Source organism: Risungbinella massiliensis (assembly GCF_000942395.1).
Taxonomy (GTDB): domain Bacteria; phylum Bacillota; class Bacilli; order Thermoactinomycetales; family Thermoactinomycetaceae; genus Risungbinella; species Risungbinella massiliensis.
This window is the reverse complement of record NZ_LN812103.1, coordinates 402,047-428,189: the sequence shown is the minus strand read 5'-3', so window position 1 is coordinate 428,189 and position 26,143 is coordinate 402,047. Positions and strand designations below refer to the sequence as shown.

The 26,143-nt window shown below is 39.3% G+C and carries 26 protein-coding genes and 1 pseudogene; 14 read left to right on the top strand and 13 right to left on the bottom strand.

Annotation, left to right across the window (positions count from 1 at the left end):
* Nucleotides 1–383 precede the first annotated feature (383 nt).
* Nucleotides 384–629, bottom strand: a complete 246-nt coding sequence (locus VJ09_RS13245; protein ID WP_044642153.1) for a hypothetical protein — start codon at nt 627–629, stop codon at nt 384–386.
* Nucleotides 630–965: 336 nt separating this feature from the next.
* Between VJ09_RS13245 and VJ09_RS13240 the strand changes: the two genes are divergently transcribed.
* The 3 genes from VJ09_RS13240 to VJ09_RS13230 all read left to right on the top strand — a co-directional run bounded on the left by VJ09_RS13240 (nt 966) and on the right by VJ09_RS13230 (nt 6,907).
* The gene (locus tag VJ09_RS13240; RefSeq protein WP_052807396.1) at nt 966–1,907 is read left to right on the top strand and encodes an EamA family transporter; all 942 of its coding nucleotides are present in this window, start codon (nt 966–968) and stop codon (nt 1,905–1,907) included.
* A gap of 144 nt (nt 1,908–2,051) precedes the next feature.
* Nucleotides 2,052–5,678: a trifunctional glycoside hydrolase family 18/polysaccharide deacetylase/glycosyltransferase family 2 protein gene (locus VJ09_RS13235; protein ID WP_052807395.1), complete on the top strand. Its 3,627-nt coding sequence runs from the start codon at nt 2,052–2,054 to the stop codon at nt 5,676–5,678.
* Between the two features lie 236 nt (nt 5,679–5,914).
* On the top strand, nt 5,915–6,907 hold the full coding sequence (locus VJ09_RS13230; RefSeq protein WP_044642152.1) for a glycosyltransferase: 993 nt from the start codon (nt 5,915–5,917) through the stop codon (nt 6,905–6,907).
* Nucleotides 6,908–7,076: 169 nt separating this feature from the next.
* Here the strand turns inward: VJ09_RS13230 and VJ09_RS18525 are convergent, their stop codons facing one another.
* Entirely contained in the window at nt 7,077–7,349 is a 273-nt protein-coding gene (locus VJ09_RS18525; protein WP_147635507.1) for a hypothetical protein, read from the bottom strand.
* A 481-nt stretch (nt 7,350–7,830) separates the two neighbouring features.
* Between VJ09_RS18525 and VJ09_RS13220 the strand changes: the two genes are divergently transcribed.
* Genes VJ09_RS13220 through VJ09_RS13210 form a run of 3 tightly spaced genes read left to right on the top strand, consistent with a single transcriptional unit; the run spans nt 7,831 to nt 11,083 of the window.
* On the top strand, nt 7,831–8,544 hold the full coding sequence (locus tag VJ09_RS13220) for a response regulator transcription factor (RefSeq protein ID WP_044642151.1): 714 nt from the start codon (nt 7,831–7,833) through the stop codon (nt 8,542–8,544).
* A complete protein-coding gene (locus VJ09_RS13215) occupies nt 8,541–10,004 on the top strand; it encodes a HAMP domain-containing sensor histidine kinase (RefSeq protein ID WP_044642150.1) in 1,464 nt (487 codons plus the stop codon). Before VJ09_RS13220 ends, VJ09_RS13215 begins: the two co-directional genes overlap by 4 nt.
* Nucleotides 10,005–10,009: 5 nt before the next feature.
* Complete coding sequence (locus VJ09_RS13210; protein WP_044642149.1) at nt 10,010–11,083, top strand: LolA family protein; 1,074 nt, start codon at nt 10,010–10,012, stop codon at nt 11,081–11,083.
* A 28-nt stretch (nt 11,084–11,111) separates the two neighbouring features.
* Here the strand turns inward: VJ09_RS13210 and VJ09_RS13205 are convergent, their stop codons facing one another.
* A complete protein-coding gene (locus VJ09_RS13205) occupies nt 11,112–11,822 on the bottom strand; it encodes a TerC family protein (RefSeq protein ID WP_044642148.1) in 711 nt (236 codons plus the stop codon).
* A gap of 321 nt (nt 11,823–12,143) precedes the next feature.
* On the opposite strand from VJ09_RS13205, the gene VJ09_RS13200 reads away from it, so the two are divergent.
* On the top strand, nt 12,144–12,359 hold the full coding sequence (locus VJ09_RS13200) for a hypothetical protein (RefSeq protein WP_044642147.1): 216 nt from the start codon (nt 12,144–12,146) through the stop codon (nt 12,357–12,359).
* Nucleotides 12,360–12,419: 60 nt separating this feature from the next.
* On the opposite strand, the gene VJ09_RS13195 is transcribed toward VJ09_RS13200, so the two are convergent.
* Nucleotides 12,420–13,088, bottom strand: coding sequence for a cell wall hydrolase (locus VJ09_RS13195; RefSeq protein ID WP_052807393.1), 669 nt, complete (start codon nt 13,086–13,088; stop codon nt 12,420–12,422).
* A 287-nt stretch (nt 13,089–13,375) separates the two neighbouring features.
* Here VJ09_RS13195 and VJ09_RS13190 point away from each other — a divergent pair, with 287 nt between their 5' ends.
* Genes VJ09_RS13190 through VJ09_RS13180 form a run of 3 tightly spaced genes read left to right on the top strand, consistent with a single transcriptional unit; the run spans nt 13,376 to nt 16,004 of the window.
* A complete protein-coding gene (locus tag VJ09_RS13190; RefSeq protein ID WP_044642146.1) occupies nt 13,376–13,933 on the top strand; it encodes an RNA polymerase sigma factor in 558 nt (185 codons plus the stop codon).
* A 2-nt stretch (nt 13,934–13,935) separates the two neighbouring features.
* Nucleotides 13,936–14,526 carry a zf-HC2 domain-containing protein gene (locus VJ09_RS13185; protein ID WP_044642145.1) on the top strand — a complete coding sequence of 197 codons (591 nt, stop codon included), beginning with the start codon at nt 13,936–13,938 and terminating at the stop codon, nt 14,524–14,526.
* On the top strand, nt 14,523–16,004 hold the full coding sequence (locus VJ09_RS13180; protein WP_044642144.1) for a DUF8173 domain-containing protein: 1,482 nt from the start codon (nt 14,523–14,525) through the stop codon (nt 16,002–16,004). Before VJ09_RS13185 ends, VJ09_RS13180 begins: the two co-directional genes overlap by 4 nt.
* Nucleotides 16,005–16,156: 152 nt before the next feature.
* Here VJ09_RS13180 and VJ09_RS13175 read toward each other — a convergent pair whose 3' ends face one another.
* The 5 genes from VJ09_RS13175 to VJ09_RS13160 form a co-directional block, all read right to left on the bottom strand.
* Nucleotides 16,157–16,507 carry a hypothetical protein gene (locus tag VJ09_RS13175; RefSeq protein ID WP_044642143.1) on the bottom strand — a complete coding sequence of 117 codons (351 nt, stop codon included), beginning with the start codon at nt 16,505–16,507 and terminating at the stop codon, nt 16,157–16,159.
* Nucleotides 16,486–16,674: a hypothetical protein gene (locus VJ09_RS18520; protein ID WP_147635506.1), complete on the bottom strand. Its 189-nt coding sequence runs from the start codon at nt 16,672–16,674 to the stop codon at nt 16,486–16,488. The genes VJ09_RS13175 and VJ09_RS18520 overlap by 22 nt, the downstream gene beginning before the upstream one ends.
* 134 nt (nt 16,675–16,808) lie before the next feature.
* Nucleotides 16,809–17,264 (bottom strand): protease complex subunit PrcB family protein, encoded by a 456-nt coding sequence (locus tag VJ09_RS13170; RefSeq protein ID WP_044642142.1) that lies wholly within the window; start codon nt 17,262–17,264, stop codon nt 16,809–16,811.
* Nucleotides 17,265–17,367: 103 nt separating this feature from the next.
* On the bottom strand, nt 17,368–17,979 hold the full coding sequence (locus VJ09_RS13165; RefSeq protein ID WP_044642141.1) for a superoxide dismutase: 612 nt from the start codon (nt 17,977–17,979) through the stop codon (nt 17,368–17,370).
* A 94-nt stretch (nt 17,980–18,073) separates the two neighbouring features.
* Nucleotides 18,074–19,231: an HAD family hydrolase gene (locus VJ09_RS13160; RefSeq protein ID WP_044642140.1), complete on the bottom strand. Its 1,158-nt coding sequence runs from the start codon at nt 19,229–19,231 to the stop codon at nt 18,074–18,076.
* Nucleotides 19,232–19,389: 158 nt separating this feature from the next.
* Between VJ09_RS13160 and VJ09_RS18105 the strand changes: the two genes are divergently transcribed.
* From VJ09_RS18105 to VJ09_RS13145, 3 genes are all read left to right on the top strand, one after another.
* Nucleotides 19,390–20,352: a L,D-transpeptidase family protein gene (locus tag VJ09_RS18105; RefSeq protein ID WP_082050568.1), complete on the top strand. Its 963-nt coding sequence runs from the start codon at nt 19,390–19,392 to the stop codon at nt 20,350–20,352.
* Nucleotides 20,353–20,533: 181 nt separating this feature from the next.
* Nucleotides 20,534–21,481 carry an SH3 domain-containing protein gene (locus tag VJ09_RS18100; RefSeq protein ID WP_082050567.1) on the top strand — a complete coding sequence of 316 codons (948 nt, stop codon included), beginning with the start codon at nt 20,534–20,536 and terminating at the stop codon, nt 21,479–21,481.
* Nucleotides 21,482–21,593: 112 nt separating this feature from the next.
* Entirely contained in the window at nt 21,594–22,100 is a 507-nt protein-coding gene (locus tag VJ09_RS13145; RefSeq protein ID WP_044642139.1) for a hypothetical protein, read from the top strand.
* Between the two features lie 72 nt (nt 22,101–22,172).
* Here VJ09_RS13145 and VJ09_RS13140 read toward each other — a convergent pair whose 3' ends face one another.
* The 4 genes and pseudogenes from VJ09_RS13140 to VJ09_RS13125 all read right to left on the bottom strand — a co-directional run bounded on the left by VJ09_RS13140 (nt 22,173) and on the right by VJ09_RS13125 (nt 24,985).
* On the bottom strand, nt 22,173–22,922 hold the full coding sequence (locus VJ09_RS13140) for a PIG-L deacetylase family protein (protein WP_147635505.1): 750 nt from the start codon (nt 22,920–22,922) through the stop codon (nt 22,173–22,175).
* 797 nt (nt 22,923–23,719) lie between these two features.
* Nucleotides 23,720–24,175: pseudogene (locus VJ09_RS17700) on the bottom strand (RHS repeat-associated core domain-containing protein); the annotation flags it as partial.
* Between the two features lie 23 nt (nt 24,176–24,198).
* On the bottom strand, nt 24,199–24,414 hold the full coding sequence (locus tag VJ09_RS18515) for a hypothetical protein (protein WP_147635504.1): 216 nt from the start codon (nt 24,412–24,414) through the stop codon (nt 24,199–24,201).
* The gene (locus tag VJ09_RS13125) at nt 24,371–24,985 is read right to left on the bottom strand and encodes an RHS repeat domain-containing protein (RefSeq protein WP_044642136.1); all 615 of its coding nucleotides are present in this window, start codon (nt 24,983–24,985) and stop codon (nt 24,371–24,373) included. The genes VJ09_RS18515 and VJ09_RS13125 overlap by 44 nt, the downstream gene beginning before the upstream one ends.
* Nucleotides 24,986–25,220: 235 nt before the next feature.
* On the opposite strand from VJ09_RS13125, the gene VJ09_RS13120 reads away from it, so the two are divergent.
* The gene (locus VJ09_RS13120) at nt 25,221–26,102 is read left to right on the top strand and encodes a trypsin-like serine peptidase (RefSeq protein WP_044642135.1); all 882 of its coding nucleotides are present in this window, start codon (nt 25,221–25,223) and stop codon (nt 26,100–26,102) included.
* Nucleotides 26,103–26,143 lie beyond the last annotated feature (41 nt).

Genomic DNA, 26,143 nt, shown 5'->3' with positions numbered 1-26,143 from the left:
TAATTTACTAACAGTCAACAACGCTTTACCGCGAATATGCAAATATGCAAAAAAGCGTTGATTCATTCTAATGAGTAAGATGGTTGATAACCCTGGACTTCTGGGCATTTACACAAACTGTCCACAGAGGTGAAAGCAAAAGATTTCCTTCAGAATTTTATTTATAGAGCATATCGCATAATGAAGCTAAAGCCAGAGGTTTTCCCCTTTTGAGATGCGCCTATGTCTAACTTTGATTTATACAAAAAGCTATCATAGTGAAAATGCTAGACTTTGCAGTGGTTTGGTTCCAAAATCATAGAATAAATAGTTAAACATACCAAACAGCCCCCTTCAAATAGGAGGGCTGTTTGGCGTGATCAATGTAATTAACATATTAAATTTTATTTTTTGATAACAGACTTCGTTGAAATATGGTTACCTGTCTTCTTTTCCTCTGCCTCTTTTTCCAAATGATATTTTAGTTGTTGTACCTTCTTATGTAGTGTAGTAAGTTCCGACAAAACATTAATTCCTTTTCTAGCAAGATCAATATCATGATCTAATGCCTCTCTAACACCATCTTTAATTGCCTTTTCCTTCTCACTTATAAGATCATGTAGTAATTGCATCTCTTGTGATGTGAACATAGTTCTCTCCTTCACTATATATTTTATGTTTCGGTTGAGTTTGGCTTTCGGTATTAAACCTACTTCAATCCGTTTATCTCGTGTTAAGACTTTCTAATCCTCAATATATTCGAATTTTGTTTCTTTCTCATACTCAAAAATGAAAATTTCGGTAATGCCACTATTTTATCACTCTTTTCCTCTTTATCTTACTAACTCAATAATGCAGAGAAACCGGCTATTCAAAGGGATTACGCCTTGCTATACTGTTCTAGTCGTTCTAAAAATATAACTTATTTTTGTCGAAAACAAATGTAAATTCTAAAAATAAATTAGGATATGGAGGCACTGTTTCTCATGAATCGAACCAAAGCAAGCATTTGGGTTTTAATCGCAGCAACTTTTTTTGGGTTAGTTAGTCTACTTGTAAAAATCGCATATGCAGTGGGTATGAGCGCAGAATTAGTAATTGGGATGCAGTCTATTGTGGGTACGAGCCTCTTGCTGGTTGTTGGGCTACAAGATTGGCGCAACGTTGTACAAGTTCCCCACAAGACCAAACTGATTTTGATGTTTGGTGGAGTGATCTCTAGTCTGACTTCGGTGTTTTACTATCAATCCTTATCGTTGCTACCTGCTTCCCTAGCCATTATTCTCTTATTTCAATTCACTTGGATCGGAGTATTACTAGAATCGCTGACCAAAAAACAGATGCCCAAATGGAATCAACTTCTATCCGTCTCTGTTATCTTAGTGGGAACGATTTTCTCAGCAGATCTGTCTTGGACTGAGTTACGAGAAATTTCCATTGCCGGCATATTATTGGGACTCGGCTCTGCTTTTACCTACTCCTCCATGATCTTTGTAAGCGGTAATGTTGCCAATGATCTCACTGTCCGAGCCAAAACCGTTTGGATGACACTAGGTTCTTTCATAATGATCATGACTTTTTATCCACCAATAGAGGCATTTCAAGCAAATGATTTTACTTCTACGATCTGGATGTGGGGACTCGCAATCGGTATATGCGGTGTAGCAATCCCTTATTTTATGTTTAATACTGCTGTTCGCTATGTGGGATCCGGACTAACCTCCATCTTAGGTAGCTTAGAGTTACCTGTCGTTATCATTTGTTCCGCATTTGTTCTTCACGAAGATGTAACTTGGATTCGTTGGGTAGGAGTCTTCTTGATCCTAATTGGTGTAGTAATTGCCGAAATCAAATGGAAACGCAAGAAACCAGTCTCTCCTATAATGCAAGAAGAGCAGATCGAAAAGATCAGAGCCAATATGCTCTGATCTTTTTTGTTGATTGATACTAGGAATAACAAAAAATTTATTGCAATAAAACCTTTATTATTTATACATACAATATTAAAAATATATCTTACATACATGTTATTATTTCAAAATACAACAAAATAAAGTGAGGGCCTGAAAATTGTGAAACGTCAACTAGCCTCCTTTCTATTTTCCATGTTTTTTACTGGAACTACTAAACGACGAGCTACTGCTAGCACGGTCGGCTTTGCATTTGGGCTCCTTCAAGGAAATCCTTATATTGGATTGATCCTAATTTTGATAGGATTTCTCTTCCGCCTAAACTTACTTGCTTTATTTACTGGTTTTCTACTTTCCTATGTGATTGTAGCTGGTGAATGGGTATATCTATACTTTTTCCAGCAATTGATCCCGAATACCATTCACTATGGAATCTATGTTCTCACTACCCCCATTGCTTATCTCTTTTTCCTTACTTATTACCGTGATGGAATACTTTCTGGTGATAAAAAAGAAAAGCCCTTTGTCTTCTATGATGATGGGAAGCGATGGAAATTTTATAAAAAGTCATTTCTTATTATTTTGATTTGCACCTTGATGAATACTGCTTTTTTTATCGGTAGCTTATATGAACCGATGAAAGCGGAACCTCTCATCACAGAAGTCCAGGAAGATATCAAACCAATCCAAGAACCTCTTACGAATCTTCCTAAAAAAACGGTTTATCCAAAAACGTATTCTAATAAAAAGGTACCTACTTACGCTTTCTATGTACCATGGGATGAAAATAGCTATACACAACTAACCCAATCCAAAGCTCTCGAAACAATGGATACACTCATTCCTGAATGGTACGGTTTGGATGAAAATGGTTCACTCGTTATCAACCGAGATCCAATGGTAGACAAACTGGCTAAAGAGAAAAAAATCAACATTATGCCGATGATCAATAATCTCCAACATACCAAAGGTAATTGGAGTGGAGACCTTTTACATACGATTCTCGTAAATCCTGAAAAACGATCGCGTCTCATTCAACAACTATTAACTGATATCAAAGCTCAAAAGTACCAAGGTATCAACATCGATTTTCAAAATATAGAAAGTTCCGATCTACCATTATTCACCTCTTTTATGAAAGAGCTATATCAGCAATTTCATGCTGCAGGACTTCAAGTAACACAAGATATACCGCTAGATGACCCAGGGTTTGATTATGAAGAATTGGGCGATTATGCTGATTATTTTATCGTGATGGCATATGACCAGCACCATACAGATAGCAAAGCAGGCCCCATCTCTTCTTTATCATGGTTAGAACAATCACTATCCAAACTTCCTATTCCCGCCGAAAAACAAATCGTGAGCCTTGGAAACTATGGATATGATTGGACCTTAGGGACCGAAACGGTGTCTCCCGTCTCGTTTCGGGAAGTGATGCAGTTAGCGGACAAGAATCAGTTGAAAGTTCAATGGGATTCAACCAGCTCCAATGGATACCTTCGCTATCAAAAAGAGGGAGAAGAGCATCAAGTTTGGTTTTTGGATGCACTATCTTTTTACAATCAATTGAGGACCGTTCGTGCTAATTCCATTGCGGGAGTTGCTGTTTGGAGATTAGGAACAGAAGATCCAGCTATTTGGGACATAGTAAATACCTCGAATCCAAAAGAGCAGCTTCAAGTATTACAAGCAAATTCGATTCTTTTTACAGGAAAAGGAGAGATTTTACGGGTTTCTAGTAAATCTCACACCGGAAAAAGAGAGCTACGTTTATCTCAAAAAGGCTGGATTCAAGAGGGAAACTATATTAATTATCCGAAGTACCCTCTCGTCCAAAAATTCGGTGCCAATTATGAGAAAAAAGTGGTACTCACTTTTGACGATGGTCCAGATCCTGAATATACGAACGATATTTTAAAGATATTACGTGAGAAAAAAGTTCCCGCTACTTTCTTTTTACTAGGGCAAAATGCTCTGCTTCACCCAGGAGTAGTAAAAACCATGTATGAGGATGGGCATGAACTCGGGAACCATACATTCTTCCATCCGGTCTTAGCAGATTCTATCAAAGAGCGCATTCACTATGAGTTAAATGCAACAAACCGTGTGATTCAGGCTATTACGAAACGAACTCCCAACATCTATCGTCCCCCTTACCAAGCGACACCTGACCCTGTTACGATGAAAGCACTACTTAGTATTGAAAGAGCTCAAGAATCTGGGTTGACGATGATCGGGGAAAATATCGATACACTGGATTGGCAAAAACCTTCTCCGCAAGAGATGATCAAAATGGTGGAAAAGCAATTAGAAAATGGCAATATGATCCTATTACATGATGCGGGAGGAGATCGGACGAGCACGGTAAAAGCTCTTCCAATACTGATTGATACCCTCCACCAAAAAGGATATCAGATCGTGACAGTGGGAGAGTTGCTCGGACATTCCCGAGATTTGTCCCTACTAAAACTGACCGTAACCGATCGAGCCTTTTTACCTTTTCAAACCTTTATGTGTGTCCTGATCGAATTTATCCAAGATAGTTTGAAGTTTCTATTCTACACCGCAATTGGAATCGGTTTTATCCGAGTACTGTTCTTAATCTATTTATCCTATAAGCAGAGAAGAACCATGCGGAAACGTGGGCGAAAATTAAACTATACACAATATCACAATTCGTACAAGCCATTGGTAAGTGTCGTAATCGCTGCCTACAACGAAGAGAAAGTAATCAAAAAAACGATCGAATCGGTATTACAAAGTGATTATGCCAAGTTAGAAATCCTTATCATAAATGATGGTTCGACAGATCAGACAGAACAGGTCATTCTGAATCATTTTGGATCACACCCCAATGTGCATGTCATAACAAAAGCCAATGGGGGGAAAACAGCCGCCATCAATTTGGGATATCAAGAAGCAATGGGCGAACTCATTGTCTCTATTGACGCAGACACGATTATTGCTACGAACACAATCAACTTATTAGTGCGTCATTTTCAAAATCCTGAAGTTGCTGCTGTTTCGGGTAATGTAAAGGTTGGTAATGTAAACAATATCGTTACCACTTGGCAACATGTAGAATATGTAACAGGTTTTAACTTAGAGCGCCGTGCTTTTGATGAATTGAACTGTATTCCTGTCGTGCCTGGAGCGATTGGTGCTTGGAGAAAATCGGCGATAGAGGAAGTAGGATATTTCCAACACGACACGCTAGCAGAGGATACAGACATTACATTAAATCTGTTACGTAAAGGCTACCATGTTCATTACGAAGACAAGGCATATGCCTATACAGAAGCTCCAGAGGATCTAAAAAGCTTGCTCAAACAGAGAACGAGATGGATTTATGGAACGTTACAATGCTTATGGAAACATCGTGGAGCTCTTTTCTCCAAAGAACAACGTACACTTGGCTATATTTCACTTCCAAATATGTGGTTGTTCCAGTATGGGGTACAGATGCTATCGCCTTTCATCGATTTGCTCTGTATCGTGAGTCTTTTTACTGGAGAAATCGGAAACACACTACTTTTTTACCTGCTTTTCCTCGCTTTTGATACACTGGCGGCATTTATTGCCTTTCGTTTTGAGAAAGAAAGTACCAAACCATTATTATGGTTATTTGTTCAACGCTTTGCGTATCGTCTTTTAATGACCATCGTAGTTTGTAAAAGTATCTTTTTCGCTTTGAAAGGTATTACGGTGGGATGGAATAAACTAGCTCGTAGCGGAAACGTTGGCCAGTCAGCAACCGAAATAGAAAACAAACAGAGAGCAGGATAGGATGTTAAAAGATAAGCATCATCATTACTTTTGGTGCTTATCTTTTTTATGCTTTCTTCCCAACTTTCATGTGCTATACTTGATACGGATTTTTTAGAAATACTGTCTATATTATTATAATTCATAGAAATTAAACCACCTTATTATATAAATCTATTTCATACAATTTGATAGTAGTTTTTTCTACATAGCAATAGAGTTATCGAGGACAGGAAGTATTACATAGGGGGACTATATTGAAAAAAGTTGGCTTAATTATGCGCAAAATTCAACTTCAGCAACAACAAGGACCTTTGGTGTATGCAAATATGCTAAAAGAGATATCAAATGAATTGGGCGTCCTTATCGAGTTTATTACACCCGAACGATTTGTTTCTGACTATCATGAATTAGAAGGGTATGAATATGAAAAAGGCGACCTTCTCAATTATGATATTGTGCTGGACAAGCTTATGTCGAAAAATATTACCCATGTTATTTACAGTGTAATAGGATTCTCCTTTTTAAGAATGTTTTTTCCCAACAGCACCTTTTTTTCGCATAGCTTTCCTGATGAATCCCTAGAAGGTTCCAGTATGATGACCCCTTTTATGCAAATGGTCTCCAAGGCGATCGTCCAAACAGAATACTTGAAAGATAAAATATGCAACTTTGGTACAAGCGATGTTCATGTGATTCCAATTGGATTTGATGAGCATCTCTCCCAAAAACATTATGATGAATCCCAAATTGTAAATAATCGAGTATTGTGGATTGGAAGAGATGAGTCATTCCGACAACCAGAAGTGGTAATCGATTTTGCCCAAAAGAATCCAGATGTAGATGTACACATGGTTTTTGGTGGTGAACGATACCAAGAAAGTATCAAAAGGTTTGATATCCCATCCAACTTAACCCTTCATTTTGCTCTTTCTAGACCCGAAATATTTCAATTGATGAACACATGTAAGGTATATTGGTGCAGTTCCACCTATGATACTTTTGGCATCCCGATTGCAGAAGCCCTATCCATGGGGAAATTTGTAATTAAGCCCGAACATCCATGCTACAATCACTTCAACTCCCAACATATCTATGCAGGGAATAAGGAAAACTGGGGTGATTTGGTCAATATGGCACTACATTTTGAACATAATGTTTCCAATGAAAATAGACGATACGCATATGATCATTTTTCGAGAACTAAGATGAAAAAAGGGTATCTCGAGTTTTTTGATAAGTGGCTTTAGTATAGCGAAAAAATGAAAACAATACTGCTTTCTATCATTTTTCTATTGATCTTGTTGCTAGTCACTTGGTGTGCTTTGAACAGGTGGATTCAGAACATACTTTCTTCAAGTTATATCCCTTCAAAAGCTCCCTTACTTCTGCAAAACACGTAGAAATGAGGGAGTTTTATTAATTTATTGACTCAGCTATTTCAACCAATGTCTCTGGAGATACCTGATCTGCTACTCTCTTATCAATACTCAATACATACTGCCAATTCGCTCTCTCAAATACCAATATGTTAAAGCCAATGTTGGTCATAAAACTTGCTTTACTACCATCCTTTAGTCTGTGGACTTTTACCACATCTTGATCCTCTATTGATAACCTGTGCTCAGAAGGTTGCACATAAACCATATAGTGATTTTCAGGTACCTTATCATTTACAAATTTTAGCTCCAATTTATCGTTCATGTCCCCTTTTACGTCAATAAACCTCCCGAACTGATGGGTAAAAGCCACAGGCGGTATTCTAAGAGGAAGATTAAGTTTCCGTTTAAAATGTTGCTCAATATCTTTTTAATGCATCTTCAATAGATTTATAGCCGACTTCTGAATATATTTTCTCATATGGTGGGGGATTGTCGTTTGTTTGAGCAAACACGACAGCAATAGTACTTCCTACCAAGACAGCCGAGAACATGAATGACATAATCGAAATTATTCGTTTCATAATGAATACACCCTATTCTTTTTAAGATGTATTCTTCCTAAAAATATTAAATTAGTATCTCGCATTATAAAAATCTCACCAAAAATAGGTATAAATCTGTTTAAATGGAGCTACCCGTTCTTACCATTTGTGCAATTATAAAATAAAAGTAAACTTTCGTGAGGAGTCTTCCCCCTCCCCTATAATCAAAACATAAAGGAGCGACACCACATGTCAAACAAACATTACAAACTCCTATTAGTAGAAGATGACCCTTCGATCGCCCGCGTTATTCAAGATCACCTTCGCAGTCACTATGACATCACTTGGGCTTCTACTGGTAGAGAAGGTTGGGAGGACTTTCAGGCAAGCTCCTTTGATCTGGCTTTGATCGACTTTATGCTGCCAGAGATGGATGGAATTACACTCGCCCATCGGATACGCCAATCGGATGAGATTCCAATCCTCATCATCAGTGCTCGTCATGAAGATGAACATAAGATACGAGGTTTAGGATTGGGAGCGGACGACTATATTACCAAACCCTTCAGCCTAGATGTGTTAACAGCCAAGATCGCCTCTCATATCCGACGCTACCATCGTTATCAACAACCAGAAGTCCCCACAGAGGAAATGCTGTGGAAATATGCCGGTGATTTGGTACTGGATTGGAGTACGGAGCGGATTTTTCGTCAGCAAATCGAAATCTCCTTGACCAGCAAAGAACGACAACTACTCTTTCACCTAGCAAAACATCCGTTTCAATCCTTTTCCAAAGAAGAGTTGCTGGATTGGATCTGGAACCAAGAGAGCTCCGATGCCCATACTGTCACCGTTCATATGCGCAGCCTACGCAAAAAACTCCAAGACCCGGTAAAGAAACCTCTTTATCTGGAGACTCTCTGGGGAATCGGGTATCGCTTTATCGGGGAGAGGTTATCTTGAAAATTCGATATTGGTTAATGATCACGTATCTGTTGGTGATGATAATACCAGTTCTTTCCCTTTGGGGACTCTATCAATGGCTTGTGCAATTGGATCAAGAACAAAACGTAAAAGAATACTTCACGGTGACACAACAAGCTAGTCAATGGGAAGATGTCCTACAAAATCCAGAGTTGTATCGTCTACAACATCCAAAAAAATACCAAGATTTGAAAACGAGAGCAGAGTCCGAACAAATTCAATTAAAACTGTATCGTCCTGATGGCGTAATTCTTTATAGTTCACTGGATTTTTCTTCAATTGGACAAACTTCCGTTGAAACACTATATCAAGATCTTAATAACCTTCAAAAAAGTTACTACAGTTATAACTTACGAAAACCAGTGTTAGTGGATAAGCAACTGATCGGTTTTTATGAGCTGATTGTCCCTCGTTCGGCATGGCAACGAGAAGCTGCTTCCAGAACCTCATTCATATTCGTCGGTGCAGGCATTGCATTCTTGGTTCTTTATCTACTAGTCCTTTGGCTACTCCATCGAAAATGGACTAAGCCTCTGCAACATCTTATGGTTCAAATGAAACGATTTGCAGGTGGGCTTACAGTGGAACGGCTACCAAAAAAGAAGAAAGATGAAATTGCAGATTTAGAAGATCGCTTTTTCCAGATGAAAGACCAGATCGAGGAAGCAAACCAGAAGATTCAAAGAGAACGGATTGAAAAAGAGCGTATGATCGCCTCTCTATCCCATGATCTCAAAACGCCTTTAACTACTATTCAAGCCTATATGGAGAGATTGATGAAACAACATGACCTTTCCCAGATTGAAAAAGAGGAATACCAACAAATCTTGTATCAGAAAATCGATTTGATGAAACAGATGCTAAATGATCTTAACGTTTATACGACTCTTCAATCTTCTGAATACCGATTAGAACAAACGATCGTTGAAAATGAAGAATTCTTTGAAATGCTGTTTAGTGGCTATGAGGAACTTTGTCACCAAGCAGATCGGAATCTGCAAACCTATTTGGCTGTTGAAGGAACTGGATATTTCCATGACAAACAGATGATTCGCTTAATGGACAATCTAGTAAGCAATGCAATCCGACATACATCAGAACAAGGGTTGATTTCTCTTGTCGCTGTAGACCATCCGAGCAAACTACCTGACTTTATTTTCTCCCCCTCCCTACCTGAGTGGACGACCATATGGTCTGAAGGAGTGCTGTTACTCGTACAAAACGAAGGCGAAGCAATTCCATCTGATTTTCAAGAGCATGTTTTCTCTCCCTTTATGTTAAATGACCCCGCTAGGAGGTCTACAATCGAACAACGATCTGGTCTAGGACTTTCCATCGTACAGCTTATTACTGAGAAACATGGCGGAGACGTTCGTCTTTGGTCACAATCCCCATATGGAACCATCGTAGGCTGTTGGTTCCCCAAAAAAGGAGCATGATGATAATGAAACACAAAGATTTGTTTAGCATCATTGGCCTAGCAGGTCTGATTATAACGGGTGTAGTAGGATGTTCCTCCACAGAAGCAGTAACTCCTGATAAAATCGTAGACAAATTACTAGCTGATGCAGAGAAAAGTCCTGCCTTTTATGCGGAATACAAAATGGATGAATACAATGAAGACAAACTGCAAACAAGTACTAAGTTCAAAGAATGGAGAGATAGTACCAATACAAATGCAAAAGTGGAAGCCACTGATTCCACGGGTAAAAAAAATACTACTTGGAAAACAGGAACGAAATTACTCTCCTATGAAGAGGGTGCTCCTACCGCTATGGAAGTGAGTTTCGAGGGTGAAGAGACTATCCTAGGTATAAATCAACGAGAGTCGTTAATGAAAATGATTGGACAAATTCAAAAGACCCATGATTTTCAAAATATCGGGACAGAGCAAATCTTGGGAAGAAATACACATCATCTCCTAGCAAAACCAAAACAAAATCAGAAGTCCATATTTGGAGAAATGGAATTATGGGTAGATCACGAAAGCTGGATTCCAACAAAGTTTATTCTTCAAACAGGAAATACAAAATCCATTGTAGAGTACACCAAGCTGGAAATATCACCAAAATGGCCAGCAGATCTCTTTGAAGCCAAACTCCCTGCTAATGTCACCATTCAAAAAATCGATAGTTCTACCAATCAAGAGAAAATTATCACTCCAGCAGAAGCCGAAAAAATTCTTGGCAAGAAGGTACTTGCCCTTCCGAAGCCTTATCAGTTAGAAAAGGTAACCGCACTGGAACTAAAAGGGGAATTAAATCGTACAGAAGTAAGCTATACGTATCTGAAAGATGGAGTTCCAGCACTCACCTTAACTGTTTTTCCGTCTCCTGGAGGTCCAATAGCGGATATTGATCTTGGCGAAGAAAAAATCACGGTACGTGGAAAAGAAGGCTCCTACATGGAAGTAATTAAAAACATTAATTGGGATGAAGATGGGCTTCGTTATGGTATTATGATCACCCATCCAGATCTGAAGAAAGAAGAAATATTAAAAGTGTTAGCCGACATTTAGAAAATGTATCAAATACAAAAACGTCCTCTTACTCATGAGGACGTTCCTTTTCTTCACTTTTTTTGGTGGCTTTCCGTTTTTTAATCAAATAACCCGATACGACGATTACTATCACTGCTAGTGCAATCCAACCAACCCTCAGTACTTCATTCTCTTCAAAAAAAGCGTGCAGGAATTTTTCCTCAGTGATCATGTTGGCAGCCGTATAAGCTAATACTGCCGAGCCGATATACAGGATGATCGGGAATCGATCCAATAATTTAATGAAGATCGTACTCCCCCAGACAATAATCGGGACACTAACCAAGAGACCAATAATCACCAATAGCTGATTGGAGTGTTCCGCATTATTGGCGGCACTGGCGATCGCAAGTACGTTATCAAGACTCATCACCGTATCCGCAATAATAATCGTCATAAGCGCAGACCAGAAGGTATTTTTGGCACTAATATCGTGCCCTTTCTCTTCTACTAGCAACTTAAAGGCGATCCAAAGGAGCAATATACCTCCAATAAGCCGAAGACCAGGTATCGCAAGCAGCCAGACCACAATCAAGGTCAAGATGATCCGCATCACAATCGCACCAGCTGTCCCCCAGATGATAACCGACTTTTGTCTATCTTTCGGGACATTTTTAGCAGCCAGACCGATTACGATCGCATTATCACCTGCTAATACCAAATCGATGATGATAATAGATAAAAGAGCAGACAAAAAATCCGGTGTGAAATAGTTCATTTTCGCATCGTTCCTTTCTGACATGAACTAATTTGCCCAAAAAACAACGACCTTAGCAAACGAAAGTAGCTTAGTAAAAAACTTCTTTTAAAAGGAGCACTCTCATGTCTAAAAATAAGAAAGAGCTAGGTAAATCGCTTATACAAAATGGATTCTTGGGCGCTATTACGGTAATGCTTCTTGCGATCATGATATTGATCTATATCCTTATTTCTTAATGGTGCGAGTCACGACTAATGTATTTTCCACTCCCTTTTGTCCAATTTTTCATTAAAAAAAATTTCTGTATGTATACCTATCATTTCATAGGCGGGATATCGAATGAACAAAAAAAGCATCATTCTACAAATATTACTTTCGGTCAATTTACTACTGATCTCTGTTGAAAATTGGGAAGTACTAATGCAATGGGAACCACTATCTATTTTAGAAAAATGGTCCTATGGTTCCCTTGTTGTTTTATGGTTAGTCCATACTATATTCGTAACTTATTTGCTTTTTATGCGCAAAAACAAGAGCAATAAATTACTCACCTAAGATCATTCTTCAATATATAAAAGGGACTTCCTAACATCGGAAGTCCCTTTTTGGTAGTATCTATTTCATAAAGACATGATCACCAATTTTAGTCGTTTTGGATTTGGCTGCACGCTGTTTCATCCACTTCGAGGTTGCAATTTTTGGATTATAGTAATAGATTGCACCATTGGTCGGATCTTGACCTTGAATAGCTTGATAAACAGCATTATACGCTTCTTGATTTGGTTTCAAGTTAATTTGTCCATCTTCTACTGCAGTAAAAGCACGTTTTTGGTAAACTACTCCACGAATAGAATCAGGAAATTCTTTGGAATCAACACGGTTTAGGATAACCGCTGCCACCGCTACTTTTCCTTTCATCGTTTCGCCACGTGATTCACTATGAACAGCTTTCGCAAGTAAATCTACATCTGCTTTGGTAAGAGACTGATCCCAGATACGATTTAATGTTTGACGATCTACTTCCCCATCGATCGGTAGTTTTTGGGTACGTTGAAAAGTCTCAACTGCTTGTTCTGTTTTATTGTCAAAGTTACCATGTTGTGGTCCCTTGTAATGTCCTAATTGATGTAAACGATGTTGAATGTCATAAACGTAGCTTCCCTTTGATCCTTTTGCAAAAGAGAGTGTTTTGGTCGTTTCTGCTGTAGCAACAAAAGGAAGAGTCATAACTCCCATTGTCATAACTGTTACCACTACCATACCTTTACTAAATAAAGAAAACATAGTCTGAGTTACCTCCTTGATCTTTCTTATATAAGGCTTGCAATTGGCAGACAAACCAATGATGCAAACCCCAGAGCTGCATTCTCGCAGAGTTGGCTCAACTAGGTTCTTAGTATAGTTGCAAGAACATGCGTTCTCAATGGTAGGTAATGGAAAAAATTATTATCTGATGACTGTTCACCAGTTAGTCAAAAAAAGATACCTACGAAGTGAAAGATAATCCATACTTCTCTCGTCTAACCTTATAGAGACAAAACCAGTGGTAGGGAGGAGGAACGGAAGCGTCGATGAAAATCAAGAAAAAACCCAAACCAAATACGAACGAATTTGATGCTTTCCGTGAGATCCTCCAAACACACCAAACAACAATCTTCCAATTCGTATATAGGATGGTAGGGAACCGCGCAGATGCAGAGGATTTGACACAAGAAATCTTTTGGAAAGCATATCGCAAGCTTGATACCTTTGAAGAAGATTCTTCACTCAGCACATGGATACATCGAATTGCGTCCAATACTTGTTTGGATCATCTTCGTAAAAAGCAGCATCAGACTGAATATGTAGATGATTGGGAATTATTAGAGTATCGCATAAATCTTCCTCCTGTAAAAAATACGCTAGACATAGTAATACAACAGGAGAATTTGGAACAAGTTCAGGTATCATTAGCGAAATTACCTGAGAAACAGCGACTGGTTTTTCTACTCTATTATCAGCAAGATCTTTCCTATCGGGAGATAGCGGAGATTTTGCAAATCCCTCTAAAAACAGTAGGAACATATCTTCATCGTAGCCGTTCCCAGCTAAGAACTAGTCTTGAGACTATCTGGAAGGAGGAATTCTAAACATGGAAAATCATTGGAGCTGTGAAGAAGTAAAGATCTTTTTACCTGAACTAGTACGAGATCGTCTGCCTATTCAAGAAACAATCGAGATTAGGGATCATCTACAAACTTGTTCCCTTTGCCAAACAGCCTATTTCGTTGCGATGGAAGATGAGCAACGCTTTTCTGTACTTTTCCGTTCGTCTGTAGTAAACGAAGAAGAAACAGCGAAACAACCTAACAATTGCTCATCTGATATAAAACTAGTTCTACCGAATCATCAAAACAACACATCAGACTTTATCTGGATTCAGCTTGTTGGTCGCATCGCAGGCTCAATCTCCATCTTCGTAATTGGATTTGTTCTGTATTGGCTCTATCAAAATCAACTACAACTCAGCTTGCAAGCGTTTTTCGAAGACACAAATGGAACTTCCCTCCTCTATCATTGGTGGGCAGTGCTTTACTCTCTTCCAGATGCCATTCTAGGCTGGTTACCAGAAACGTGGTTGTTCCTGTTACGGAATCTCTTCTCCCTGTTGGTTCCGATTGGTACAGCATGGTTTTTATACGGATTATTTTTTTGGAAAACAAATGAGGAGGTAGCTGGATGAAGCGTTTCTTTTTCTTTTTAGGGAAGGCAATTTTAGCTAGTATCTTACTTGCCATTTTATTACTCGGATTTAGCTTCTTAGATAATGGAAACCTATCCCAAGGAATTCGGTCGGCCATCGGTTGGGATTTACCAAGAAATATGGTTCAAATTCCTGCTGATTTTGACACGGATACTGAAAACGAGACAAACGAATGGAATAGCCCAAACGAAGATCTAAGCTTTCAAGAGCAAACCATTCATCATAATATCACCGGACAAAGTGTTATCATCCAACAACGTTCTCAAATCATTGGAAATGTGATAGGAACTGATTCTGTTCTTCTCTCTGATTCCAGCGTAGTAGGAACTATCCAGGCACCTTCCGTTCAAATAGGGGAAGGAATGCCTTTAGACAAAATGAGAAGAGAGACTTATGTAAAAGGAAACGTTCTCGGCTCGAATATTGTGCTGAAAGGGTACAGTGTAGTGCTGGGAAACATTGGAGAAAGTAATAGTAGCCTGGATATAAGAGGACGCGTAACTGGCAATTTAATAGGCCAACAAATTGTATTGCGTAGTGGAGCACAGATTCAAGGCGATGTTATCACTACACAACCAGAAGTGGTCATGGAAGAGGGCGCGATTGTTCGAGGGCAAGTCAAATCTCCATCTGGTCAACCAGTACATGTCGTTCACATTCCACAATCAATAGAAGATCCACATAATCAGTTGATCCATCGAAAAAAGAACGACTCAATCGAATATTCTATGCCCCTAGAAAGTGATCACTTTCATGAACGAGGACATCGATACGATGATGAATACCTGGGTGAAGATGATTACCATCCAAAACATGTAATCTATAAATTTCACGGTAGGGATGGTTGGAACGGTTCCTTTTTCTTGTGGCTTCCTATTCTCCTTGGCTTGATTGCGATCGTCGTCTTTGCCCAGATCCTTGGGAAAAACGAATTAGAGAAGAGCCTAACTCACTTACAAAACCAACCAAAGCGTTCTCTATGGATTGGTTTTCTCACAGGACTGATCGCAGTGCCAGCAATCTTTTTACTGGGCATTACCATCATTGGAATTCCTGTTGCCATCGCACTGAGTCTCCTCTTACTTGGAGCACTATGGTTCGGTTTTACGATCGTTTCCGAAGAGGTTGGGACCTACCTAGCAGGACGTTGGGAGTGGCTAGGAAAGCAAAACAGCTTCTTGCATAACGTCTTTGGAATTTTATTAATCGCAAGCCTTATCTGGATCCCAATCCTTGGCTGGCTTCTCATGATCGCATTATTGTTCACTGGATTTGGTGCTGTCATAATCGAATGGCGCCCAAGATTACAGAACCAATGGAAACAATGGCGTGAAAAAAGGAAAAAACAAAAGACAAAAACGGAGCAACAAGGTACAAAAGAACCAAATGAAATCCCAAATCAAGAAGATGCTTCTGTGGAAATAACACCAGAAGAGGAAGAGAAAAAAGATCAATAAAATCTCCCAATAATAAAACATCTGTATTCCTCTGTTTGTTATTCACACTCACAATGAGGTTTTACAGATGTTTTTTATTTTCCTAGACAACCAAATGATAAGTTTGTTGTTTCCTTAAACTATCCACAAAAAATGGAGGATGCAATATGGTTTTACCCCCAAAACTTTGTTTCCTCATAGTCAATATCAGAAATATAGCTTTCAATGGAGCGGATCCGATCTTTGCTTAAACTTTGCATGAATTCTATATAATACATCTTCCATTCTGCATCAGACTCATTTCTACTAAACATGATCGTTTTAAAATCTAGGAAATCATCTCTCAACTCCTCATAAAACACGACTTTCGCAAAGATAGCCAATTCCATATCTCCAAATGTCTCAAAGAGAGCTTTATACTCGTCTCCAAACAAACTATTGGAATTAAGCAAATCCAGATAACCATGCAGTCGAAAAGAAATTTGCTCTAATGAGTTGAACTTTATCTTCTTTTTTTTCCACAACGCATGACTTTTTCAACCAACAACCGCAAACGAACATCACTCATTCTATCTCTTTCGCTTAATAACAACACAATCGATTTTGGCTTCTCCTCTTTTTCCGTAATAATGACGGTTTCCAGACTGTTATGCTTTGCGGCGTTGATCACTCTTTGGACTAGCAGTAGCATTCATGTCCCTGTCATGTTCTGTACCACAATCAGGATATGTGCTTGAAGTAGGAATAGAGTACTCTTTCAAGAAACTGATAGAGAAAGAAAGTGAGAGAAATCCCCACTCCCTCTACTTACTTCTCATCTCTCATTTATTTTTCCAATATCTCCATTCTTACTTCCTTTTCACTGGTCCCTAACACATAGGGATACGAAATCACTTGAGGATAGAACATATTAGGGTCTGGTTTCTTTTCACGAACGAATACGGTCGAATAATTGGGAGCTTCCTCAATCTCGACTACTTCGATTCGATAACCAGCATTGGGTCTCTCTCCGAGTGAGAGAAGGACATAACGAACACCACCGCTTACTAGTGTATGAACTCCTTCTGTCATCTTTGCAGATTCAATCCAAGCTTGGACATCACCAGACAAAGGTTCTTGTTCAGAGATTAATTGAAACCCTTTTTTCGGAGTAGGTACCTCTTCATTTTGCTGAGAATGCTTCATATCAGATTCCGCCTTTTGTGAACTAGAGCATCCAATCAATCCCCAAATTAGCATTAGCATCATACTGCACAAAACAAGGATCTTCTTGGAAACCAATCTGCCACTCCCTTTTTGAAAATTTCGTTTTCCATATTTAATATTTTATGTGATATTTACAAAAAAACCTAGAAGCCGATCACTTCTAGGTTTTTGTCGCACCTTATTTCGCTGCTTGGTAACGTTTGTTTACTTCATCCCAGTTTACAACGTTCCAGAATGCTTTGATGTAGTCAGGGCGTTTGTTTTGGTAGTTTAGGTAATAAGCATGCTCCCAAACATCGAGTCCCAAGATTGGAGTAGCGCCAACCATTAATGGGCTATCTTGGTTTGGTGTACTGGTAACAGCCAATTTACCATCTTGCACAACCAACCAAGCCCAGCCACTACCGAAACGTTTGGTAGCTGCATCTGCAAAAAGTCCTTGGAAATCTTCAAAACTTCCAAAAGTAGTGTTGATCGCATCCGCTAGTTCTCCAGTTGGAGCACCACCACCATTTGGACTGAGAATTTCCCAGAACAAGCTATGGTTCGCATGTCCACCACCATTATTTTGCACTGCAGTACGGATACTTTCTGGTACTGCATCCAAGTTGGAGATTAATTCTTCAATAGATTTGCTGCTTAACTCGTCACGACCTTCGAGCGCTGCATTCAAGTTATTTACATATGTAGCATGATGACGATCATGGTGGATCTCCATGGTAAGAGCATCAACATGTGGCTCTAATGCATCAAAACCGTAAGGAAGAGCAGGCAGTTCGTATTTTGCCATGAGTGAAACCCCCTAATAAGGTATATGGAAATTCAATTTATAGGTACGCTTATTTTATACCCAATCTCTATTATCTCTAAAACCTGTTTGGATATCAATCGATTAAGAGTACCTCTCTTCTTAAATCCGTCACGTTTTCTATGATGTAATCTGCCTCTAGTTCCTCAAAAAGTTTTCGATCCGCCAATCCATTCAACCCTGTCAAAGTAGCGGCAAACGCGCACCCCATTTTTCTCGCTGCCAATAAATCTGCTACAGAATCCCCTACAATCAACACTTCCTGGCGCAATGGTAGTGGCAACTCCTGAGCTAGGATCGTTTCTAATGTACTGTTACCCCCATCATATCCTTTTAGATAAGTGTATGGTTCTGGTTTTCCGAGTGGAGCCAGTTCCGGATACTTCTCTTCCGCTAACATTACATCTGTTGCGGTTATGACACGCTCTGGATCTATCTTCTCTAACAATCCCATCTCTTGTAGTGGGATGAGAGCTTCTACTTTAGAGCGTCCTGTTCCAAATCCCACAATGGTTCCTGCATGATGTAGGGAGGCAAAAAGCTCTCGATATTCCTTAGGATCTGCTAAGGGGATCTCCTCTGTGAGATAACCTTTTTTGCCCATATCCAAAGGTTCATTCTTTTCCGTCTCCCAATAGAGTTTCTCTCCCAGATACCACTCCTGATAAAGGGCTTGTCCTAATTTCCAAAGTTGGCTACTGCGCGCTACCGAAGGGATTTCGATCCCCCATTTATCTCTAATCCACTGGCGACTATATTCCAACAACTCTTGGCGATTTCGGCGCTCTTCTCCATTCTCTTGATAAAAGGCAAAAAAGTGGGCAAAGTTAGGACTCCACTCTAGCTGATATTGATGACAAATTTCGCCTAACTTTTGAAGAGCTTCTCGATCCATTGGACCTTGCAAAAAGTAATGAACCCACTTTTCGTCATGTACGGCGAGATGTTCTAGTAAATCTAATATCTGCGGAATCACGACAAGATAGGCCATATCCCAATTGGAATTGACTCCCCTGTCTTTTAGATACCGTAGAACTTTGTCTTCTTGATATACATCTTGGCGGATATTCTGTAGTGTCGCCTCGTTTGGATCAATTGGAAGCGAAGGCTTACTATAACCCAACAACTTTGGATTGCTCAACAAATCCCAAACGGTAAGAGCAGAGACATCAAAGCATCTTTCTTCACTAAGAAAAACACCATCAATATCAAATAAAACCATTTTATATTTCATTTGTTCACTTCCTCCTCTAGGCTCCTGTATGTTAAAAAAATGTTGCGGAAATCGGCAATCTTTGCCTTCTGCCAGTAGATACGATTTGTTATCATAAAAGTAGAAAGAGATAGAAGAGTTTGCCACTAAAAAAAGAAAAAGATGGGAGGGGAACCCGCATGTTCCGAAAATGGAAAAACTTTGTCGTTTTTTCCATCATTGCAGCGTTTCTCTTTACCCTTGTCCCTACCATCGGGACAGATGCAGCTGGCAATGTGCAAGTCGAAATCAATAAAAGAACCAATACCCTATACTACTATGAAAATGGTCGTGTAGTAAAAACGTATCGTGTGGCAACAGGTCGAACAAGCGGTTTGACCCCAGAAGGAACATTCACTGTTACCTTTAAAACCACTTACCCAGGTTGGAAAGGCATCCCTGGTGGGGATCCAAAGAATCCACTAGGAAGCCGTTGGATTGGAATTCAAGTAAATGGAGATAAAGGGCGTACCTACGGTATTCATGGAACGAATAATCCAAACTCCATTGGGACCCATGCATCTAGCGGATGCGTGCGGATGCATAACGGTCAAGTAGAAGAACTATATAAGAAAGTTCCGGTTGGTACCAAAGTATGGATCCATAGTGGTACTAGCAATAACGTTTGGCGTGGTGTTGGCGGTGGAACTACCAAGCCTCCATCCGTTACTCCTGACTCTGGAACGGTGAAAGTAACTGGAACCAGTGTAAATGTTCGCACTGGTGCATCTCTCAGCGCTTCCATCATTGGCAAAGCAAACCGTCCTCAAACATTCCAAGTTACTGGAAAATCTGGTGTTTGGTATCGCATTAACTATAATGGTCGTACTGCATATATCCATAGTGACTATGCTGTTAAAACAACTGGAACTACTCCAAAACCACCAACACCAGCTCCAGCTCCACAACCTAGTGGTTACATTACCACTACGGAAAATCTGACCAATATCCGTTCTGCAGCATCTCTCAATTCAAAAGTACTACAACGAGTATATGCTGGCACTCGAATTGTTCGGGTAGGCACTGTTGGAGATTTCTATCAAGTTCGTCTAAAAAGCGGTCAAATCGCTTATGTTCATAAAAGTGTAGCAAAACCTTCTTAAGAAATAAACTACTGGCAAACTCTATGATATCCCTAGCTTCCGAGTCTTTCTCGGGAGCTTTTTTTTGCCATCAATTGCTCAAAAATTTTTGATCCAACGAGAAAATTTTCCTTTATATTTAATTTACCTCCCTTTACTAGGGGAGTAGCGTATTATTTACCATATTAGGAGGAACCTCTACATGTCTTTTACTCGTTTAAAAGGCTGGATCACTAGTCTGGTTGCATTTGCAATGATCTTTTCACTATTCCAGATTCCCGCAAGCGCTGCAACCAACAGTTACCAGATTGAGATTAACAAAAAAACAAACAAACTATATCTTTACAAAAATGGCTCCGTTTTCAAAACATACTCTGTAGCAACAGGTCGTACTGCTGACTTAACCCCAGAGGGTACCTTCACACTAGTGGTAAAAATTAATATGCCTGGTTGGAAAAACATTCCTGGAGGACATCCTGATAACCCATTAGGCGAAAAATGGCTCGGTTTTAGTGTAAAAGGAGATAATGGTCGTACTTATGGTATCCATGGTACGAATAATCCTTCCTCGATCGGAACCAACGCTTCTTCTGGTTGTATCCGTGTAGGAAAAGAAAATCTTCGTGAACTATATAGCCTAGTACCTGAGGGAACTCCGATCTGGATTCACAGTGGTACGTCGACAAACAAGTGGAACGGAAACCCAGACTACGCTGTCTCTCCTGCTTCCGGAAAAGTGAAAGTAAGTGTGAATCTCGCTAATGTACGTTCCGGTCCTTCACAAGGAGCTTTTATCATCTCCCAAGTGAAAAATGGAGTAACACTAGATGTTACTGGAAAAGTTCGTGACTGGTACAGAATTCGCTTAAGCAATGGCAAAGAAGGCTATATCTTCAGTGAAATCGTAACCAAAGTAAGTAATGTCACCACCCCTGTCAACCAAGACGGCATTCGTCCAGCAAGTGGCACGATCAAAGTAACCGTCAGTGTTGCAAACCTGCGTGCCAATCCTTCTACCTCTGCAGCCATCATTCAAAAGCTTCCAAAAGGACTAGTTCTGAATGTAACAGGTGAAGGAAAAGAATGGTATCAAATTAAGATGCGGAGCGGTGCATTAGCATATATTCATAAAAGCACCGTTTCCCGTTAATCTATAAATAATACAAAAAAGATCCCTAAGATATGCTGGGATCTTTTTTTTGTTTGCCTTTGATCTTAGAATAATACTATAATTTTGTTAAACAACAAGGATGGTGAATGTTTTGAAGTCAAGAAAGTTTTCGGTCTTATTACTTCTCGTTATAGTAAGTATTTCTCTCGTAGCTTGTGGAGGCGGCTCAGCAGAGAACGTAGTTAAAACGGTAATTGATAATACATTTGGTTACTCAGAAAGTTTAAAACCTGAGGAGCGCTATAAAGCGATCACAGAGGTACTCACTCCAGAAGTCCAACAAGATGAATATGAGAGTATGCCCGAGTTTTTGGAAAATGCCTCACCGATCTATACGAATGGTATAGATAAACCTTACTTTATTGCGGTTGATCCTTCTCAACCTCAAAGCGACTCTTTTCAATCTTTCCTAGTTCATATACCTGCTAGTAGTTTAAAATTACCACCTTCCTCCAAGGATCAATATGCCCGTATCACTTTGAGAGATTTAGATGGTTGGAAAATTACAGAGATAGATAGCGGTAGCAAACTAAGCTCTGTACTAGAAAATGAAACGTTACAAACCAAACTAGAATGGAAAGAAGTAGAACCATTTTAAGATCTTCACTAAAAAAGCCCTCCGATTCTTAACTGAATCAGAGGGCTTTTTTCAAAATCCTATATTTCGTCTCTATGATCTCTTGGAAACTACCAAGTTAGCTGCATATGGTTCTTGGATCAAAGATTCAAACTCCTGTGGTACGCTTTTCCCACCTATACCGTATCGATTTTTTTCCTCATCTTCCGTGTAATAACATTGCACAGCTGCAATTAATTTTTGCTGGTCTTCTTCCGCCATCAGTTTATATACCGAGACTTCTTCTTCCTTTAGTTGATCCAAAACAGACTCGGTACGACACATGCGAGTGGAGAGATGTTCTTGTACTTGGTAACCAGCCTTTCGTAACTCTTCTCCAGCCAATGCAATCTGACGATGATCATGATGGGTATCTAATACAGACATCGTATGAAAGACAATATGTCGATCTTGTGGTAGATTCATCTCTTCAATTTTTTTGAGCACTTCTTCTTTCGATACTTTTCCATCACGTAATCCCCATGTCAAAATTCGACTCGAAGTTAACCCCAAGCATTTACAGGCCTCTAGAAACTCATTGTTTCTCGCTTCCGTAATCTCCTCAGCACTTAATCCAAGCTCGATGCCCACTTTTGTCGCAGCACCGTCTGTCACTAGCACCAAAAAGACTTCATTCCCCAATCGAATGTTATTTAGGATGCTAATTGCCTGAGTCAATGTCTCATCGTCTTGATGTGGAACCAAGTAGATGTGGAGCTCTCGATTGCGAATCTTTGCCTTTTGTAACAAGTACATCAGTCTCGTATAAGAAACAAGGGACCACATGGGTCGGTACGGTTTCACAAGAAATCCTCCTGTTTTCAATGTAAGGAATAAAATGGAACAAAAACAAGCTTACATTATATTTTACCAAAACATAAGCAAAGAGCCACCTCGAATGACTAGATAGCTCTCTGCTTTTTATCTGGATATAATAAATGAGTGATACACCACTACTTCGGATCATTTAAAGACTACTTTTTATTGTTCTTTTTCCTTCGTAATTTTAAAAACCACCAATCACCAAATACCAATCCAACAAACGCTACGAAAAAAAGGACAATCCCAAATACATCGAGAAGAATAACCAAAAATGCTTTCCATCTACTATGTGTTTTACTAAATCTTCAACCGTCCGAGATATCATTCCAGTATAAATAAATCCAATAATAACAAGTCTAATAAGGCGGTTCTTGCTCTTTTCCGCCCATATCCATATGGGTATAATGGCTAATGCAGAAATAATCACAATACTTGTCACTATCCCAAAAATTAAACTGTCTCTCATGACATTTCACCACCAAGGAGTTCTCCCATCAAACTTCTTATATAGGGAATTCGTCATACCACCATCCAGTAGATTTTCAACTAGTACCTCATGGACTACTTATTATCTTTATCTTGATGTAAAATCTTATCTAACCATTTATTTATCCAATTCTTATTAAACTCAGTAATACTAGCCAAAACAAAGCCAATTATCATAAAGATAATAATCAGTAATAAAAACACTGCCAAAAGGTAACTCCCGTTTTCAATACTTTTTACCAAGTCTTCTACAGTACGTAGCAACATACTAAGGTAAATTGGCACTAAAACAATTAACCTGAATATGCGATTTTTACTCTTTTCCGCTCGGTTCCAAAGAAAAATAGTGCTAGATAATATTGTGCAGTCCTAACAGCTACTCTTGAAGAAAACATAAGTCCTCTTAAAATTTTATAAAGCGGTCTATGAAACCTCCAGAAAGCCCACACTAAATCTGCTATAGCGTCCCGAATTGCTGTAATCCCTTGATGCATATAATAAAAGAACCTCCACGAAATATGCCCACTAGGATCTACATTCATTACTGGATTGTTATGACCATAGGCATATTTATTTTGGCTTAATGGCTCATTCTCAAATCCTTCAAACGTATCCCTCGTCAAAAATCTCCCAATCTCCGAGTTATAGTATCTTGCTTGCAAATAATACAATCCAGTCTCCTTATCATAGCGATAACCCGCATACCGATATGGATTGTCCACTGTTCCCGTCTCTGCTACCAAATTTCCAAATGCATCATAGTCGTAAGTAGCTACTTTTGCACCATTGCATCGGTCAAAGCTACTACATCACCATGTCCATTTAGCTGATAGTAGTAATATTGACCATTGGTTTTCATGCTAACTGGCTGATTTTGAGTGTTATAGGTGTATCTAGCGATAACGGTATTACTGCCATTTGTCTCAAATACCACGTTTTTATTTTCATCGTAATGGAATGTAATCGTTCCTTTGGCTGGGGTGGTCATCGTCTGACGCATCCGATCTGCACGATAGGTATAAGATGCACTGGTGATTCCTGCTTTGTCCTTTACAGAAGTGAGACGATTTTTTGGTTCCTAGAGTTACTCCTTCATAGGTTAGTCCAGTATTAGAGATTGAGAAAGTAGCAGTACCAGCTTTGGACTCCCAACCATCTGACCAGTTGTCTGCATTCCGGTCTATTTCTAGGCTACCATTGTAAGCAAGGTTATTCCCCGGACTCATTAAGCTGGTCTCTTCTGTTACATTTCCATACTGATCGTACTTGGTAGCAGAAGATTTCTCACTTGCATCCGTAGAAGAAACTCCATTGTTTTCCTCATCGTACTCGTTGGTACTGGTGTTTCCATTGGCATCTGTTTCTTTTATTGCATTGTTGTCGGCGTCATAATCTGTTCTAGCAGTTTCATTCAATGGGTTTGTAGTAGTTTGTAGATTCCCATTGGCGTCATACGTATAGTTATAGGTGGCTGTGCCATTGGTTGCGTTGGTATTGGCATCTTTCTGACTTGTTAATTGATTCTCTTTATCATAGATAAAGGTTTGTTTGTAATTCAATCCATTAGGATCTTGATATTCATGGCAGGTTTTTTGTATGTTGAATTGCCATAGAGGTTGTTTATTGAAAAAAGTTAGGCAAAAGCCAATCTAAACTTAATTCCCAAACTATTTTGTACTAAGATAATGGAGTAAGAATGCACTCTCTCCTCTTATGGATGGGTGTTGCGCTAAGCGTGCTAATGGTCCGTTTAGCGCAACACCTAAATTCCATTACTATGAGGAGAGACTCATCTTGAATAAACAACATATGATTTCTACACAGAATCAACAGGAACAGCAAGAATTTAACGCAAAATTATTGGAGGTATTACTCCAACATCCATTACAAAATCTGTTGTACCCATGTGAAAATCAAATCCAAGAACCTCTAAATGTCTCTGTACCAAATAAAGAATCATTAGACTTTCGAGTACCTGTCAAAGCAGAAATCCAAACCAAGGAAGCATTAGCAACCTGTTTTCTTTCAGGAATCATGAACACAACTGACAATAGATATCGTTATTCTGGTACTGCTTTTGCACTATCGCGAAAGGTAGTAGCAACAAACGCACATTGTGTCATAACAAAGAATGGTGTAGCGGAAAGCATCGCGATCATCCCTTCTCTAAAAGAGCAGACAGCTGATGCAAAGATCTATACAGTCAAAACCGCTCATGTTTTCCCAAACTATTATCAGTCCAACAACTACAACAATGATTTCGCTATCTTAATTCTAGAAGAAGAACTACCCATTGAAGTTGGAAAGTACTCCTTGTATCCAGGAGCTTTCGATCGCTCAGGAATGGATTCGCTAATCTGTGAGAACTACTCTTATCCTGGCGATAAGACAAACTACTCCATATGGTACGATAAAAGACTTGTTACCAAGGAAAATCAGACGCTCGTTACGACAAATTTTAGTTATGGTGGTCAAAGCGGATCTCCGATCGCGATGACTTTTCATCTATACGAATATCCTCCAGTTATTGCAGTTCACAGTGCAGGTTTGTTTGACATTGTAGGTGGAGTAAAAGAACAAGTTGCGGCAATTATGACCGAAATCGACTTCGAAAAAATCTTGTTTATCCGAGATACTCTCCCTGATAACCTGTTGCAAGACATTGTTGTTTATTAAGCTGAGTGCATTTTTACAAACCTAGACCACCCCAGGTCTAG